Raw genomic sequence first — 13,587 nt, 5'->3', positions numbered from 1 at the left:
GGCCCGCGTAAAGTCCAGGAAGTAAACCAAACCCGGGCCCCTGCTGTTAGCTTTTTTCTCTTTTGGAACTCCGCCGTTATGAATACGACCACCACTCAGGGCGTAACCGTCAGCGTTACTACGAACTATTTGCCCGACTATTCGAGCCCGGGTCAGGAGCATTACGTTTTTGCCTACAAAATTGATATTCGCAACAACAGCGAATATACCGTGAAGCTGCTGCGCCGCCACTGGTTTATCTCGGATGCCAACGGCGTGGTGCGCGAAGTAGAAGGCGAAGGCGTAGTGGGTCAGCAACCGGTGCTCGAACCCGGCGAGTCGCACCAGTACGTGTCGGGCTGCAACCTGAAATCGGGCGTGGGCAAGATGAGCGGCACCTACCAGATGGAGCGCGTAATGGACGGCAGCGAGTTCGACGTGGAGATTCCCGAGTTCACCCTCATCGTGCCCTACCGCCTGAATTAGCGGGGCAGGTTACGTTTTGAGTTGCTTACAGCCGCCTTCGGGCGGCTTTTTTGTTTCTACCTTTCCGGCTTCAACCCTCCTTTCCCGCAACTGCGTTTTGCTTTTCCAGATTCTTAGCTACCTCCGTTTCCTGGGGCGCTCGGGCAATGCCCACGGGCTGCATTCGCCTTTCGTGTTCGGGCTGTACGCGCACGTAGTCAACCACTCGGGCCGGTTTGCGGCCTATGAGGCTGTAGAGGCCCGCCGGGCCGCCTTACTCGCCGATGCTACCGCCATTACGGTGCGCGACTTCGGGGCCGGCTCGCGGGTGGCCGGGGCGGGCCGCCTGCGCCGCCTGCGCGACATTGCCCGCACCGCCGCCAAGCCCCCGCAGCTGGGGCAACTGCTGTTCCGGCTCGTCAACCACTTCGGCCCCCGCACCATCGTGGAGCTGGGCACCTCCCTGGGCCTCACCACCGCCTACCTCGCCCGGGCCGACTCGCGGGCCCGGGTGCTCACCTTCGAGGGTTGCCCCGCCACGGCCGCCGTCGCCCGCCAGACCTTCGGGGCCGTGGGCGCCAGCAACGTCGAGCTCGTCGAAGGCAACCTCGACGACACCCTCGCCCCTGCCCTGGCGGCCCTGCCTACTCCCGTCGATTTCGCCTTCTTCGACGGCAACCACCGCTACGAGCCCACGTTGCGCTACTTCGAGCAGCTCAATGCCCACCGCACCCCCGACAGCGTGTTCGTGCTCGACGATATCCACTGGTCGCGGGAAATGGAGCAGGCCTGGGAGGTTATCCGCCGGCACCCGGATGTTAGGCTCACTATCGACCTGTTCTACATCGGCCTGGTATTCTTCCGGCCCAGCCTGCCCCGCCAGCATTTCACCCTACGCTTCGATAACCCGCTGGATAAGCTGCTGGAGCTAAGCCGCGTGTTTGGGGCGTGATTTAGTTGTCAGTTGTCAGTTGCTAGTTGTCAGTTGTCAGGCAGTTCTGACAACTGACAACTGACAACTGACAACTAGCAACTGACAACTCAACGAATTGCCTCGCGCACCCGGGTCAACTTCACCAAAAGATCTTCCAGCTGGTCGAGCGGGAGCATGTTGGCGCCGTCGGATTTGGCCGTGGCGGGGGTGGGGTGGGTTTCGATGAACAGGCCGTCGGCGCCCACGGCAATGGCGGCTTTGGCAATAGTTTCGATGAGCGCCGGCTGGCCGCCGGTTACGCCGCTGCTCTGGTTGGGCCGCTGCAACGAGTGCGTGACATCCATAATTACGGGCACACCAAATTCGCGCATGGCGGGCAGGTTGCGGAAATCGACTACCAGATCGGAGTAGCCGAACGAGTTGCCCCGGTCGGTGAGCAGCACGTTGTCGTTGCCCGACTGGCGCACTTTGTCCACCGCAAACTGCATGGCTTCGCCGTTCAGAAACTGGCCTTTCTTTACGTTCACCACCTTACCGGTGCGGGCGGCGGCTACCAGCAAATCGGTCTGCCGGCACAGAAACGCCGGAATCTGCAGCACATCGACGTACTCGGCGGCCATAGCAGCCTCATCCGACTCGTGGATGTCGGTGACGGTGGGCACGCCGATTTCGCGGCCTACTTTTTGGAGGATGCGCAGGGCCTTTTCGTCGCCAATACCGGTGTAGGAGTCAAGACGCGAGCGGTTGGCCTTGCGATACGAGCCCTTAAAGATGAACGGAATCTGGAGCTTGTCGGTGAGGTGCCGGATGCGCTCGGCAATGCGCAGGGCCATGTCCTCGCCCTCAATCACGCAGGGGCCGGCCATCAGAAAAAACTGACCGGAATTGGTATTACGGAAGTGCGGCAGCACATTGGCGAGGGCGTCTAGCATGAGGATCGGGTTGTTAAGAGACTGGAATGAGGTCTGAATGAGCTTGAAGCTGGCTTATCTGTCATCCTGAGCCAACACGGCCTTCCGTTTCAAACAGATAAACAGCTCCCGGCCCTGGCGGGGCGGCAGCGAGTTGGTAGCCGTATCGAAATGCACGAAATCGAAGTAGGGCTCGAAGTAAGCGCGGTACTCGGCGCGCGAGCCGCCGAAGGGCGGGCCGGGCTGCGAAAACTCGGTATCGAAGAGCAGGCCCATAAGCGTACCGCCGGGCCGCAGCAGCCGGGCGCACTGACGGGCGTAGGCCGGCCGCAACGTGGGGTCGAGGGCGCAGAAGAAGGTCTGTTCCACGATGAGGTCGAAGGGCGGGGTGGGCGCCAGGGCGAAGAAATCGGCCAGCAGCAGATGGGCCGCCGGGAAGCCGGGGACGCGGGTTTGCAAAGCCTCCAGCGCGGCCGGGGCCAGGTCGGCTACCAGCACGTTGGGCCAGCCGGCGCGGTGCAGGTATTCGGCCTCGTAGCCGCGGCCGGCCCCCGGAATGAGGATGCGGCGCGAGTCGGGCAAACCCAGCTGGTTGAAATAATCGCGCAACGGCGGCGTTATAGCGCCCGTGTCCCAGCCGGTCTGGCCGATTTCGTAGCGCTGCTGCCAGTAAGTGGTGTCGAGGGGCGGGACGGGCTGCATTTCGTGGCGGGGTTGTACCTTCGGCACTTGCCGGGGTGGCAAACTCCGTTATTTTTGCCCAAAGGTACTACCGTGTCCGGACTGTCCGGACCTCCACCAAAACCCCTTCTGTATGGAACAAGATCAGAGCCCCGAACCAAAGAACAACAACCGCCTGCTGCTCATTGGGGCCCTCATTCTGGTGCTATTGGGCATCAACGGGTTTCTGTTTTACATGAATCAGCAGAAGAGCCAGCAGAATGAAAAACTGCAGGCTGATGTGGTCAGCAAGGATGCCAAGCTGGAAGACCAGATCAAGCAGTACGAGTCGCTGAAGGCCGATTACGAGCGCCAGAGCCAGGAAGTGCAGGGCATGGGCCTGGCCAACGACTCGCTGGTGGCCAAGTTGGCCCAGATCAACTCCGACCTGCTCAAGCTTCGCTCCTTCCGCGCCAGCAGCTTCAGCGTGGCCGAGCAGCGTCGCTTCAAGCAGCGGGCCGCCAACTTCGAAACCCAGCTGCGCAAGAAAGACGAAGAAATTGCCCAGCTCAAGGCCGATAACGAAGCGCTTTACACCGAAACTACCACCCTCAAGGAGCGCCAGAACAAGCTGACCGACACCATTTCGTCGGTGGTGCGCTCCAACCAGGAGCTGAGCCAGAAAGTGGCCGTGGCCTCGCGCCTGCAGGCCGAGAACATCCGCGTGGGCGTTATCAACAGCCGCGAAAAGGAGAAGGAAGACTCCGACAACGAGTTCAAAGCCAAGCGCGTCGAGAAAATTAAGGTAACCTTCAACCTGGGCCGCAACGACGTGTCGCCCAAGGAAACCAAGGAAATCATGATGCGCCTGATTGAGCCCGATGGTGCCGCGCTCTACAACCTGAGCACCGGCGGCGGCACGTTCATGATTGACGGCTCGGAGGCCTTCTACACCGCCAAGCAGGACCTCGTGTACGATAACACCCGCCAGCCCGTGCAGTTCGTGTACGCCAAAGGAGCCCCCTACAAAACCGGCCTCCACACCGTCGAGCTCTACGAGGGCGGCGTGCTGATCGGCAAGACGACCTTCACGCTCAAATAAAATCACTGATTAGCGCTGATTAATCGTGATTACACTGATTTCTATGTTCGGTAATCAGAATCCGTTCACAAAAAAAGAGCCGCTCCTGATAGGAGCGGCTCTTTTTTTGTGCATTCAGTCGTAGAACGTAAAAATCAGCGTAATCACGATTAATCAGCGCTAATCAGTGATTCGAATTCGTCGAGCTTCTGGAGCGTCGATTTGATGTCCTCGGTGAACATGGCGATGAGCGAGCCGGGGCGGGCAGTTTGCAGCACGTGATCCATGGCATCCATCTCGTTTTCGATGTAGGTGATGGGGATATCGGGGGCGTCGAGGCGCAGGCCCTCGGTCATCAGGTCCTTGAGTTCCTGGGCCGTTTTGCCGCGCAGGTCGCGGTCCTGGCGCAGGATCACCTCATCGAACACCCGGCCCACGATGCGGGCGAAGGCCAGCGTGTCTTCGTCGCGCCGGTCGCCGAGGCCCGAAATCACGCCTACCTTGTGGGTGGCTTCGGTGGCGTCGAGGAACTGGGCGAACTTCTCCATGCCGTGGGCATTGTGGGCGTAGTCCACAATCACTTCGAACTGCGGGAATTTGTACACGTTCATGCGGCCCGGCGTTTTCACGCTCGAAGGCACAAACGTGCGCAGCGCCTGCTTGATTTCGTCCTTATCGAAGCCGTAGCAGTAGCAGGCCAGGGCAGCGGCCATAGCGTTTTCGATGTTGAAGGTCGCCCGTCCGCCGAAGGTAACCGGGAACTCGGCGGCCCGGTCGATGCGCAGCTTGTAGCTGTTCTTGTAGATGGAAATGTAGCCCTCCTCGTACACGGCCGCCAGGCCGCCGTGCTCGGCGTGCTCGCGGATACGGGGGCTGTGCTCGTCCATGCTGAAGAGTGCCACCCGGCAGTCGAGCTTTTCGCGCATGGCGTACACCAGGTCGTCGTCGGCGTTGAGCACGGCCCAGCCGTTTTTGCGCACCGTGCGCGGCAGCACGCCCTTCACGGCCGCCATGTCTTCCACGGTGTAAATGTCGCGCAGGCCCAAGTGGTCGGCGGCTACGTTGGTAACCACGGCCACGTCGCAGGTATGGAAGCCCAGGCCCGAGCGCAGCATGCCACCGCGGGCCGTTTCGAGCACCGCGAAGTTCACCGTGGGGTCCTTGAGCACGAACTCGGCGCTCTGGCCACCGGTGCAGTCGCCGCTTTGCAGCTGCACGCCCTGGATGTAGATACCGTTGGTGGTGGTGTGGCCTACCTTATAGCCCTTGGAGGCCACAATATGGGCCAGCAGCAGCGTGGTGGTGGTTTTGCCGTTGGTGCCGGTAACGGCAAAAATCGGAATCCGGGCCTTGCTGCCGGCCGGAAACAGCATGTCGATAACCGGGGCAGCCACGTTGCGGGCCAGGCCCTGGGTGGGCGAAATGTGCATGCGGAAACCGGGGGCGGCGTTTACCTCGATAACCGCGCCACGGGTTTCGTTGAGCGGAATGGCAATGTCGGAGGTCAACAAATCGATGCCGCAGATGTCGAGGCCCACGATGCCGGCCACGCGCTCAGCCATCAGCACGTTGTAGGGGTGCACGAGGTCGGTTACATCGGTGGCCGTGCCGCCGGTGCTGATGTTGGCCGTCGTTTTCAGGTATAGCTCCTGGCCTTCGGGCAGTACCGACTCCAGCGTCAGGCCGTGAGTGAGCAGCAAATCCTGGGTGTGCTGGTCGGCCTTGATGCTGGTGAGCACCTTTTCGTGGCCCACGCCGCGGCGCGGGTCCTGATTCACGAGGTCAATCAACTCCTGCACGGTGTGCTGGCCGTCGCCGGTTACGGCCGCCGGGGTGCGCTTGGCGGCGGCAATCAGCTTGCCATTCACCACCAGCATCCGGAAATCGTGCCCCTGCACCAGCTGCTCCACGATAACGGCCCGCGAATGCTCGCGGGCGGCCTGGAAGCCATCCACGGCCTCGGCCCAGCTCTTAATGCCGATGGTGGCGCCGCGGCCGTGGTTGCCGTTGAGCGGCTTGGTGACGATGGGGAAGCCCAGCTCCTCGATGGCCTCGCGCAGCTCGTCCTCCGAATACACGGTGGTGCCGTTGGGCACCGGCACGCCGGCCCCGTCGAGCATGGCCTTGGTGCGGTTTTTATTGCCGGCCACCTCCACGCCGGCGTGGCTGGTGTAGCTGGAGGTGGTGGCCCAGATGCGCTTCTGGTTGACGCCGTAGCCCAGCTGAATAATATTGCTGTTTTTGAGCTGGATGTACGGAATGTTGCGCGAGGCCGCCTCCGACACAATGCTCCAGGTGCTGGGCCCGAAGAACTCCTCTTCCCGGATTTCGTGCAGCTCCTCAATGGTGCGCTCGATGTTCACCGGCCGGCCCTGGCAGAGGTCGTCGACGAGCTGCACGGCGGCCTCGGCGGCCACGCGGCCGGCCCGCTCCTCCTGGTAGGCAAATACCACGAACTCCACGCCCGGCTCGTGCTCGGCCGGATACGACTTGCCCCAGAACACGGGCATACCAGCGGTCCGCTGCAGCGCCAGCGCCACGTGCTGAATCACGTAGCCCAGCGGCTCCCCATCGCTCAGCAAAGCAGCCGTGAGCGGGGGTTTCTTCAGGATGGCCTTGTCGGCGTCGGAGGGGGGCGCATCGGTCAGCCGGGGCAGCAGCTGGGGTAGCTGCTCGGCCAGCGCCGGAATGCTGCTCGACCATTTATCGGCCAGCTCCTCCAGATCCACCTTCATTACAATCAGACGGTAATGCTTAACAGACCAGAAGCTGGGGCCGCGCATAGTGCGCAGGTTCACAATTTTCATAAAGGAAGAGAGAAGAGGAAATACGGGTCAGGGACGCGGGCTACGCGGAAACGGAATGTAGGGATAAAGCACGGTTCAACCACGACAGGGCCGCTAAATCCCGTACAATTTAAGCCCGCAAAGCCTCAACTTCCAACTTCCGGCGGGCTCCGGCGGCCAGATTTATTTCGACGCAAAAAACCCCGATTGAAACAAATCAACCGGGGTTCGGGCAATAACTCAGAACAGAGGTGACGGGCGGATTCGAACCGCCGTAGGAGGTTTTGCAGACCTCTACCTAGCCGCTCGGTCACGTCACCATAGGGGCTTTGAGGATGCAAACATACGCCTTTATCCGAAGCAGGCCAAAGCCTGAGCTGCTTTTTCGGCCTGAACGCTGGTAAGTCGTTGGGGCCGTGCGGCTTCTTTTTGGGAATTAGTGACGAGGAAGAACGTCATTCCGAGCGAAGCGAAGAATCTCGCGCGCAGTTGTTGTAGCGACTCACCGATTGCGAGCGAGATTCTTCGCTTCGCTCGGAATGACAGTACTTCGCCAGAAGCAAAAAAAGAGGCCCCGACTTGCGCCGGGGCCTCTTTTACTTGCCATAAGCCGGGTTGGCTTACGACTCGTTGTCCATCATCTTGTCGCGCAGAGCCGACAGGGCGTCGAGGTCACCAAGGGTCGATTTCTCGGCCGGGGTGGTCTTCTTCATGTCGCTCAGCTTGCCTTCGCCCTGCGAAGCAGCAGCGCCGGTAGCCGACGGCTTCTTCTTGGCGAACTTAGCCGAACGGCCTTCCTCTTCCGCCTGCTTGTTGTACACGGCCTGGTGCGAAAGAACTACGCGACGGTCGTCCTTCGAGAACTCAATCACACGGAATTCGAGCGACTCACCGTTCTCAGCCATCGAGCCATCCTCCTTCTGGAGCGACTTGGGGTAAGCGAAGCCTTCGATGCCGTAGGGCAACTCGAGCACCGCGCCGCGGTCGTTCTTGTCGATGATGGTAGCGGTGTGTACCGAACCGGGGGTGAACACCGTCTGGAACGTATCCCAGGGGTTTTCCTCCAGCTGCTTGTGGCCCAGGGCCAGGCGGCGGTTGCTCACGTCCAGCTCCAGTACTACCACGTCCAGACGGTCGCCCACCTTCACCATTTCGGAGGGGTGCTTGATCTTCTTGGTCCACGACAGGTCGGAAACGTGTACGAGGCCGTCGACACCCTCTTCCAGCTCCACGAACAGGCCGAAGTTGGTGAGGTTACGCACCAGGCCGTTGTGCTTGCTGCCGATGGCGTACTTGTCGGCGAAGTCGCCACGGGTCCAGGGGTCTTCGCTGAGCTGCTTGATGCCGAGGCTCATCTTGCGGTCTTCGCGGTCGAGGGTCAGAATCTGCGCCTCTACTACGTCACCCTGCTTGATGAAGTCCTGCGGGTTGCGCAGGTGCTGGCTCCAGCTCATTTCCGACACGTGGATCAGGCCCTCTACGCCGGGGATGATTTCCATAAACGCGCCGTAGTCGGCTACGTTCACGATGCGGCCCTTCACCTTGGTGCCCACGCCCATGTCCTCGGGCAGCGAATCCCACGGATGTGGGGTCAGCTGCTTCAGGCCGAGGCTGATACGCTTCTTGGCTTCGTCGAAGTCGAGCACCACGATGTTGAGCTTCTGGTCGAGCTGCAATACTTCGCTCGGGTGGGCGATGCGGCCCCACGAGATGTCGGTGATGTGCAGCAGACCGTCGACACCGCCGAGGTCGATGAACACGCCGAAGTTGGTCATGTTCTTGATAACGCCCTCCAGGATCTGGCCTTTCTCCAGGTTGTTGAGGATGGCTTCGCGCTGCTTCTCGAGGTCTTTCTCGATGAGCACCTTATGCGATACCACCACGTTGTCGAAAGCGGCGTTGATTTTCACCACTTTCACTTCCATGCGGCGACCCACATAGATGTCGAAGTCGCGAATCGGCTTCACGTCAATCTGCGAGCCGGGCAGGAAGGCTTCTACGCCGTCGAGGTCCATGATCAGGCCGCCTTTGGTGCGACGCTTTACCACGCCTTCGAGTACGGAATCGTTCTCCAGTGCGTCGTAGATGGCTTTCCAGGCCTGCTTGATTTTGGCTTTCTTGCGGCTCAGGATAAGCTGGCCGTTGGCGTTTTCCTGCTCCTCGATGAATACCTCGACGGTGTCGCCGGCCTTCAGGTCGGGCAGGTCGCGGAATTCGGACAGGGGCACCAGACCATCGGACTTGAAGCCGATGTTCAGGATCACGTCGCGGTCGGTCATACCAACTACGGTGCCGGTTACTACTTCTTCTTCCTGAACGGTGGTGAGTGTACCGCTGTACATCTCTTCCATTTCGGCGCGCTGCTCAGCGGTATAGTTACCTCCGAAGCCGCTGGCGTCTACGTTGTCCCAGTCGAAATTGTCAACTAATTCTGCCATGATGGTTGCAGTGGCCCTTATGTACACGTCCGGCGCAGGGCCCACCCCCGGAACGCGTTTTTGCTTGATACCCAACGCTAAAGCGCCGGCCTGCCACCCTGGCAGGGCCGCAAAGATACGGAGTTTGAGGCAGAGTTGCGAACTGCTTTTAGACAGGAATTATCAGAATTTCTTTTCGTCGCGTTTGCAGTACCATTTTGGGTCGCAACCAGTCATATTACAGCCTGCTAGCTTCAATTTGCCTGCTTTCGCCCGCCGCAAGGTTCGCTCATCTGGCATACCATATACCACTGGAATAGCTTCGTCGCTCTTGTGGCAGTAGGGACAAGTTTTTCCTTTATGATTTAGGACGTGACAACCTATCGGGAAATTAACATTAAGTGCCGTAACCTCATCAGCAACCACGTTCACTTGAAATGTTGTGTCCTGATATCCGATGCATTCTACTTTTAGCTGGTAAGTGCCAGCAGGTATATTAAGAATACGGAAGCTACCATTCTCGTCCGAAGTAGCACCGTTTTTTAACTCGGGTAACAGTACCGTCGCTCTGCCTCCAAAGCCTGTTTGCTCGGCTTTGTTAAATAAGACGCCCTCAATTGTGCCTTGTTGCGCCGAAGCGTTCTGCCCCCAAACACAAAGCAATACTATGATAAACAGCGTCTTCAACTGGGTAGTATGACGTCTTTCCATAGCCCAATCTAAACAAATAATTTTAGAGCTGTTAACCCACGTTCTCAACCGATTCGCCACTTCTCTGGTTGCTTATGAAGCAGTTGCGCTCAGAATACCCCCCGGACCGCCCCAGCGCCCTTTCCCACCGAAACCCCGAACTTGCCCGCATGTCTATTGCTGAAAACCTCCACCGCATCGAAGCAACCTTGGCCGGCACCAACGCCCGGCTGGTGGCCGTTACCAAAACCCACCCCGTAGCCTTGCTACAGGAAGCCTACGACGCCGGCGGGCGCCTGTTCGGCGAGAACCGGGCCCAGGAAATGGCCGACAAGCAGCCCCAGCTGCCCGCCGACGTGCAGTGGCACCTCATCGGGCAGCTGCAAACCAACAAGGTCAAGTACATTGCCGGCTTCGTGCACACCGTTCAGAGTGTGGACAGCCTGAAGCTGCTGCTCGAAATGGAGAAGCAGGCCGCCAAGCACGACCGGGTAATTGAAGGGCTGCTCCAGTTTCATATTGCTGACGAGGATACCAAAACCGGCCTCACGCTGGCCGAAGCCGAGGACATCCTGCGCTCCGAGGCGTACCGCGCCCTGCGCCACGTGCGCCTGACCGGCGTCATGGGCATTGCCACCAACACCGACGACGAGGACCAGGTGCGCCGCGAGTTCCGGCAGCTGCGGGGCTACTTCGACAAGCTCAAAAGCCTGTATTTTGCCGATGAGCCTGCATTTAAAGAAGTTTCGATGGGCATGAGCGCCGATTACCCGCTGGCTTTGCGCGAGGGTAGCACCCTGGTTCGGGTGGGCAGCGCTATTTTTGGGCGCCGCTAGGTGTTAGTTATGAGTCCATCTGTCATCCTAAGCGGAGCGAAGGACCTTATCACGCCACAACGACCTGTTCAGGCGTGATAAGGTCCTTCGCTCCGCTCAGGATGACAGGCTTTTTCCGAACCTTTTCCTATCGAACGTCAGCCAAAAACCAACCAACATGACTGCTAAAATCATCCTTCAACTGGCGGCGCTGCTGGGCGCTTTGAGCGTGGGCATCGGAGCCTTTGCGGCGCACGGGCTGCGCAAAATGCTGGAAGCTTCCGGGCGCTTCGAGACGTTTGAAACGGCCGTGCGCTACCAATTCTTCCATACGCTGGCGTTGCTGGGTATTGGGGTGCTGCTAGTGCTGCGGCCGGAGCTGAAGAGCCTGGGCACCGTGGCCTGGCTGTGGCTGGGCGGCATTATCATCTTCAGTGGCTCGCTCTACGTGCTCTGCCTGACGGGCATCACCAAGCTCGGCGCCGTTACGCCCATTGGCGGCGTGCTCTTCATTGCCGGCTGGATTATGCTGCTGCTGGCCGCCCGGCAGCTGTAGGTTTTGGCAAGCTGTTAGCTATTGGCTTTTAGCTGACAGCTGTTGTTCTGATAGTTACTAATGACCATAAAAAAGGCGCTTTCCTTTGCAGGGAAGCGCCTTTTTCTGTTCAGTCAAAGCAGCCTTACGACTTCTTCTTTACCTTGATCTTGCTGTCGTCCATTTTCATTTTTTGCTTGCCATCGGGAGCCGCCTGATTCACAGCCGACTCGGCCGCATTGGCGGGCGCGGCCTGAACAGCAGCGCCGGCTTCCTTCACGTCGCCTACCAGCGCCACCATGGCGTTGCCGCCTACCGAGTTCGACTCGATGGTGAGCACCTTGTTCTGCATGCCGTACTTGCCGGCCGTGTTGAACTTAGCCACTACCGTACCCGACCTACCGGGCATAATGGGCTCGCGCGTCCACTCAGGAGTGGTGCAGCCGCAGGTAACACCGATGTTGGAAATAACCAGCGGCTGGGTGCCCACGTTCTTGAACTTGAAGGTGTGGTCGACCACGGCACCAGTTGGCACGGCGCCGAACTCGTACTTGCTTTCCTCAAACTGAATTTGCGGACCCGCCACTTTTGCCTGGGCATTGGCCGGCTTCACGGATTGCGCCTGCGCGCTCAGGCCCATCACCGACAGCGACAGAGCCAGGAAAAGAACATTTTTCATAAGACAAGTGAGTAAATGACAGTTAAAAGTACGAAAGATTCTACCGGAGCGCAACCTGCCAAGTTTCGGGCCAATCTGGCCCCCGCCTAACGCGCACAACGGGCCGTGGAGTTCATCGGGAGAAGGCGGAGCCCGTCCTTACTCTTCGGCCGGGTCGCCGAGCAGCTTCTGGTTGAAGTTGAGCAGAAACAGCTTTTCCGACGAGCGGGTGACGGCCGTGTAGAGCCAGCGGGCGAATTCGGAGTTCACCATGTCCTCCTTCAGGTAGCCGTGGTCGACGAAAACGGCCTGCCACTGGCCACCCTGGGCTTTGTGGCAGGTGAGGGCGTAGGCGAACTTGACTTGCAGCGCGTTCAGAAAGGGGTCTTTGCGCAGGGCAGCGCTCTTCTCCTTCTTGGTGGTGAGGTGGTTGTAATCTTCGCTGATGGCCTCATAAAGGGCCTTATTGCGGTCGGCGGGCAGGCCGGGGCTTTCGGTGTGCAGGGTGTCGAGCAGCAGCTTTACTTCCAGGTCGGGCTCGTCGGGGTAATCCACGAGGCGCACGCGGGCATCGGCGAAGCGGAAGCCGAACTCCTCGGTGAGCCGGATGATTTTAACCACCTGCACGAAGTCGCCGTTGGCCAGGAAGCCGATATCGGAGTCGCGCGGCAGCCAGTAGTAGTTGTTGCGCACCACCATCAGGTAGTCGCCCGACTCAATCTCGTCTTCGGCCTCGAACAGGATGCGGCGGATGTACTGGTTGTACTGGTTGGCGTTTTTGTTGGAGCGGCAGATGATGGTGCTGTTCTCGTAGCCGAAGTGTTTGTAGGCCCAGCGCAGGCCATCTTCGAGCTTATCGGTGCCCATCGAAAAGATATCGGGGTAGCCTTTGGTGAAGAACTGGATGTTAGGATTATCCTGGCGCAGCTCCTCGCGCAGCACGGTGGCGTTCATCAGGATGCCCGATTTCTCGGCCTGGCGCATCACCTGGCGCAGCTCCACCGAGCCCACTTCGGCCCGGAACCGGTCGCGCAGCAGGTCGGGGTCGAGGGCGGGGCTGAGCAGCTGGCCCACCGGCGGCAGCTGGGCCGTGTCGCCGATGAGCAGCAGGCGGTTCGACGTTTTTTCAAACACATAGCTCATCAAATCGTCGAGCAGGCCGGTCGAGCCGAAGGCTTTTTCGTCGGAAATCATCGAGGCCTCATCGACAATAAACAGCGTATCCTGGGCGCGGTTGGGCTGGCGCTGGAAGGTGAGGCCCTGGGTCGGCTGGCCGCTGGTCTGGCGGTAGATTTTTTTGTGGATGGTGCTGGCCGCCACGCCCGAGTAGGTGCCCATCACCTTAGCGGCGCGGCCGGTAGGGGCCATCAGCACGTATTTGCGGCCCATCTGGTGCAGCCACTGCACGAGGGCGCTTACCACGGTGGTTTTGCCGGTGCCGGCGTAGCCCCGCAGCACAAACGCCTTGCGGCCCGGTAAATCGTCCTTCAAAAACCCATCAAGCTGTTGAAACAGGGCGGCCTGGTCCTGAGTGGGCTCAAAGGGAAAATAGTCGCGGACGGACGGAGTTCTGACACTTAGCATACTCTACAAAGATACCTTATTACAGCCCGACGTAGGGGCGGGGCTTGCCCCCGCCCGCCGTTAAACGACTGT

Annotated in this window: 12 protein-coding genes and 1 tRNA gene; 5 read left to right on the top strand and 8 right to left on the bottom strand. The window is 59.7% G+C overall.

Annotated features, from left to right (window positions below):
* Positions 1-78: 78 nt before the first annotated feature.
* Together apaG and BMY67_RS04440 are read left to right on the top strand one after the other, a co-directional pair.
* Positions 79-465: a Co2+/Mg2+ efflux protein ApaG gene (gene apaG, locus BMY67_RS04445; RefSeq protein ID WP_092768694.1), complete on the top strand. Its 387-nt coding sequence runs from the start codon at positions 79-81 to the stop codon at positions 463-465.
* Between the two features lie 97 nt (positions 466-562).
* Positions 563-1,396 carry an O-methyltransferase gene (locus BMY67_RS04440; RefSeq protein ID WP_092768691.1) on the top strand — a complete coding sequence of 278 codons (834 nt, stop codon included), beginning with the start codon at positions 563-565 and terminating at the stop codon, positions 1,394-1,396.
* A gap of 89 nt (positions 1,397-1,485) precedes the next feature.
* Here BMY67_RS04440 and kdsA read toward each other — a convergent pair whose 3' ends face one another.
* On the bottom strand, positions 1,486-2,310 hold the full coding sequence (gene kdsA / locus BMY67_RS04435; RefSeq protein ID WP_092768688.1) for a 3-deoxy-8-phosphooctulonate synthase: 825 nt from the start codon (positions 2,308-2,310) through the stop codon (positions 1,486-1,488).
* Positions 2,311-2,364: 54 nt separating this feature from the next.
* Entirely contained in the window at positions 2,365-3,018 is a 654-nt protein-coding gene (locus tag BMY67_RS04430) for a methyltransferase domain-containing protein (protein WP_317040322.1), read from the bottom strand.
* Between the two features lie 85 nt (positions 3,019-3,103).
* Between BMY67_RS04430 and BMY67_RS04425 the strand changes: the two genes are divergently transcribed.
* Positions 3,104-4,051, top strand: coding sequence for a hypothetical protein (locus tag BMY67_RS04425; RefSeq protein ID WP_092768682.1), 948 nt, complete (start codon positions 3,104-3,106; stop codon positions 4,049-4,051).
* 149 nt (positions 4,052-4,200) lie between these two features.
* On the opposite strand, the gene cphA is transcribed toward BMY67_RS04425, so the two are convergent.
* The 4 genes from cphA to BMY67_RS04405 all read right to left on the bottom strand — a co-directional run bounded on the left by cphA (position 4,201) and on the right by BMY67_RS04405 (position 9,920).
* On the bottom strand, positions 4,201-6,837 hold the full coding sequence (gene cphA / locus BMY67_RS04420; protein ID WP_092768679.1) for a cyanophycin synthetase: 2,637 nt from the start codon (positions 6,835-6,837) through the stop codon (positions 4,201-4,203).
* Positions 6,838-7,065: 228 nt separating this feature from the next.
* Positions 7,066-7,136 (bottom strand) — tRNA-Cys (locus BMY67_RS04415).
* A gap of 300 nt (positions 7,137-7,436) precedes the next feature.
* On the bottom strand, positions 7,437-9,254 hold the full coding sequence (rpsA, locus tag BMY67_RS04410) for a 30S ribosomal protein S1 (protein WP_092768676.1): 1,818 nt from the start codon (positions 9,252-9,254) through the stop codon (positions 7,437-7,439).
* A gap of 162 nt (positions 9,255-9,416) precedes the next feature.
* Entirely contained in the window at positions 9,417-9,920 is a 504-nt protein-coding gene (locus BMY67_RS04405) for a carboxypeptidase-like regulatory domain-containing protein (RefSeq protein ID WP_177189681.1), read from the bottom strand.
* A gap of 173 nt (positions 9,921-10,093) precedes the next feature.
* Here BMY67_RS04405 and BMY67_RS04400 point away from each other — a divergent pair, with 173 nt between their 5' ends.
* Both BMY67_RS04400 and BMY67_RS04395 read left to right on the top strand, forming a co-directional pair.
* Positions 10,094-10,759 carry a YggS family pyridoxal phosphate-dependent enzyme gene (locus tag BMY67_RS04400; RefSeq protein ID WP_092768670.1) on the top strand — a complete coding sequence of 222 codons (666 nt, stop codon included), beginning with the start codon at positions 10,094-10,096 and terminating at the stop codon, positions 10,757-10,759.
* A 157-nt stretch (positions 10,760-10,916) separates the two neighbouring features.
* Positions 10,917-11,294 carry a DUF423 domain-containing protein gene (locus tag BMY67_RS04395; protein WP_092768667.1) on the top strand — a complete coding sequence of 126 codons (378 nt, stop codon included), beginning with the start codon at positions 10,917-10,919 and terminating at the stop codon, positions 11,292-11,294.
* Between the two features lie 124 nt (positions 11,295-11,418).
* On the opposite strand, the gene BMY67_RS04390 is transcribed toward BMY67_RS04395, so the two are convergent.
* Entirely contained in the window at positions 11,419-11,952 is a 534-nt protein-coding gene (locus tag BMY67_RS04390; RefSeq protein WP_092768664.1) for a DUF1573 domain-containing protein, read from the bottom strand.
* 138 nt (positions 11,953-12,090) lie between these two features.
* Complete coding sequence (locus tag BMY67_RS04385; RefSeq protein ID WP_092768662.1) at positions 12,091-13,515, bottom strand: ATP-dependent DNA helicase; 1,425 nt, start codon at positions 13,513-13,515, stop codon at positions 12,091-12,093.
* Positions 13,516-13,587 lie beyond the last annotated feature (72 nt).

Source organism: Hymenobacter actinosclerus, assembly GCF_900111515.1.
GTDB lineage: Bacteria > Bacteroidota > Bacteroidia > Cytophagales > Hymenobacteraceae > Hymenobacter > Hymenobacter actinosclerus.
The sequence above is the reverse complement of the archived record's forward strand: the minus strand, read 5'-3'. Positions and strand labels throughout refer to the sequence as shown.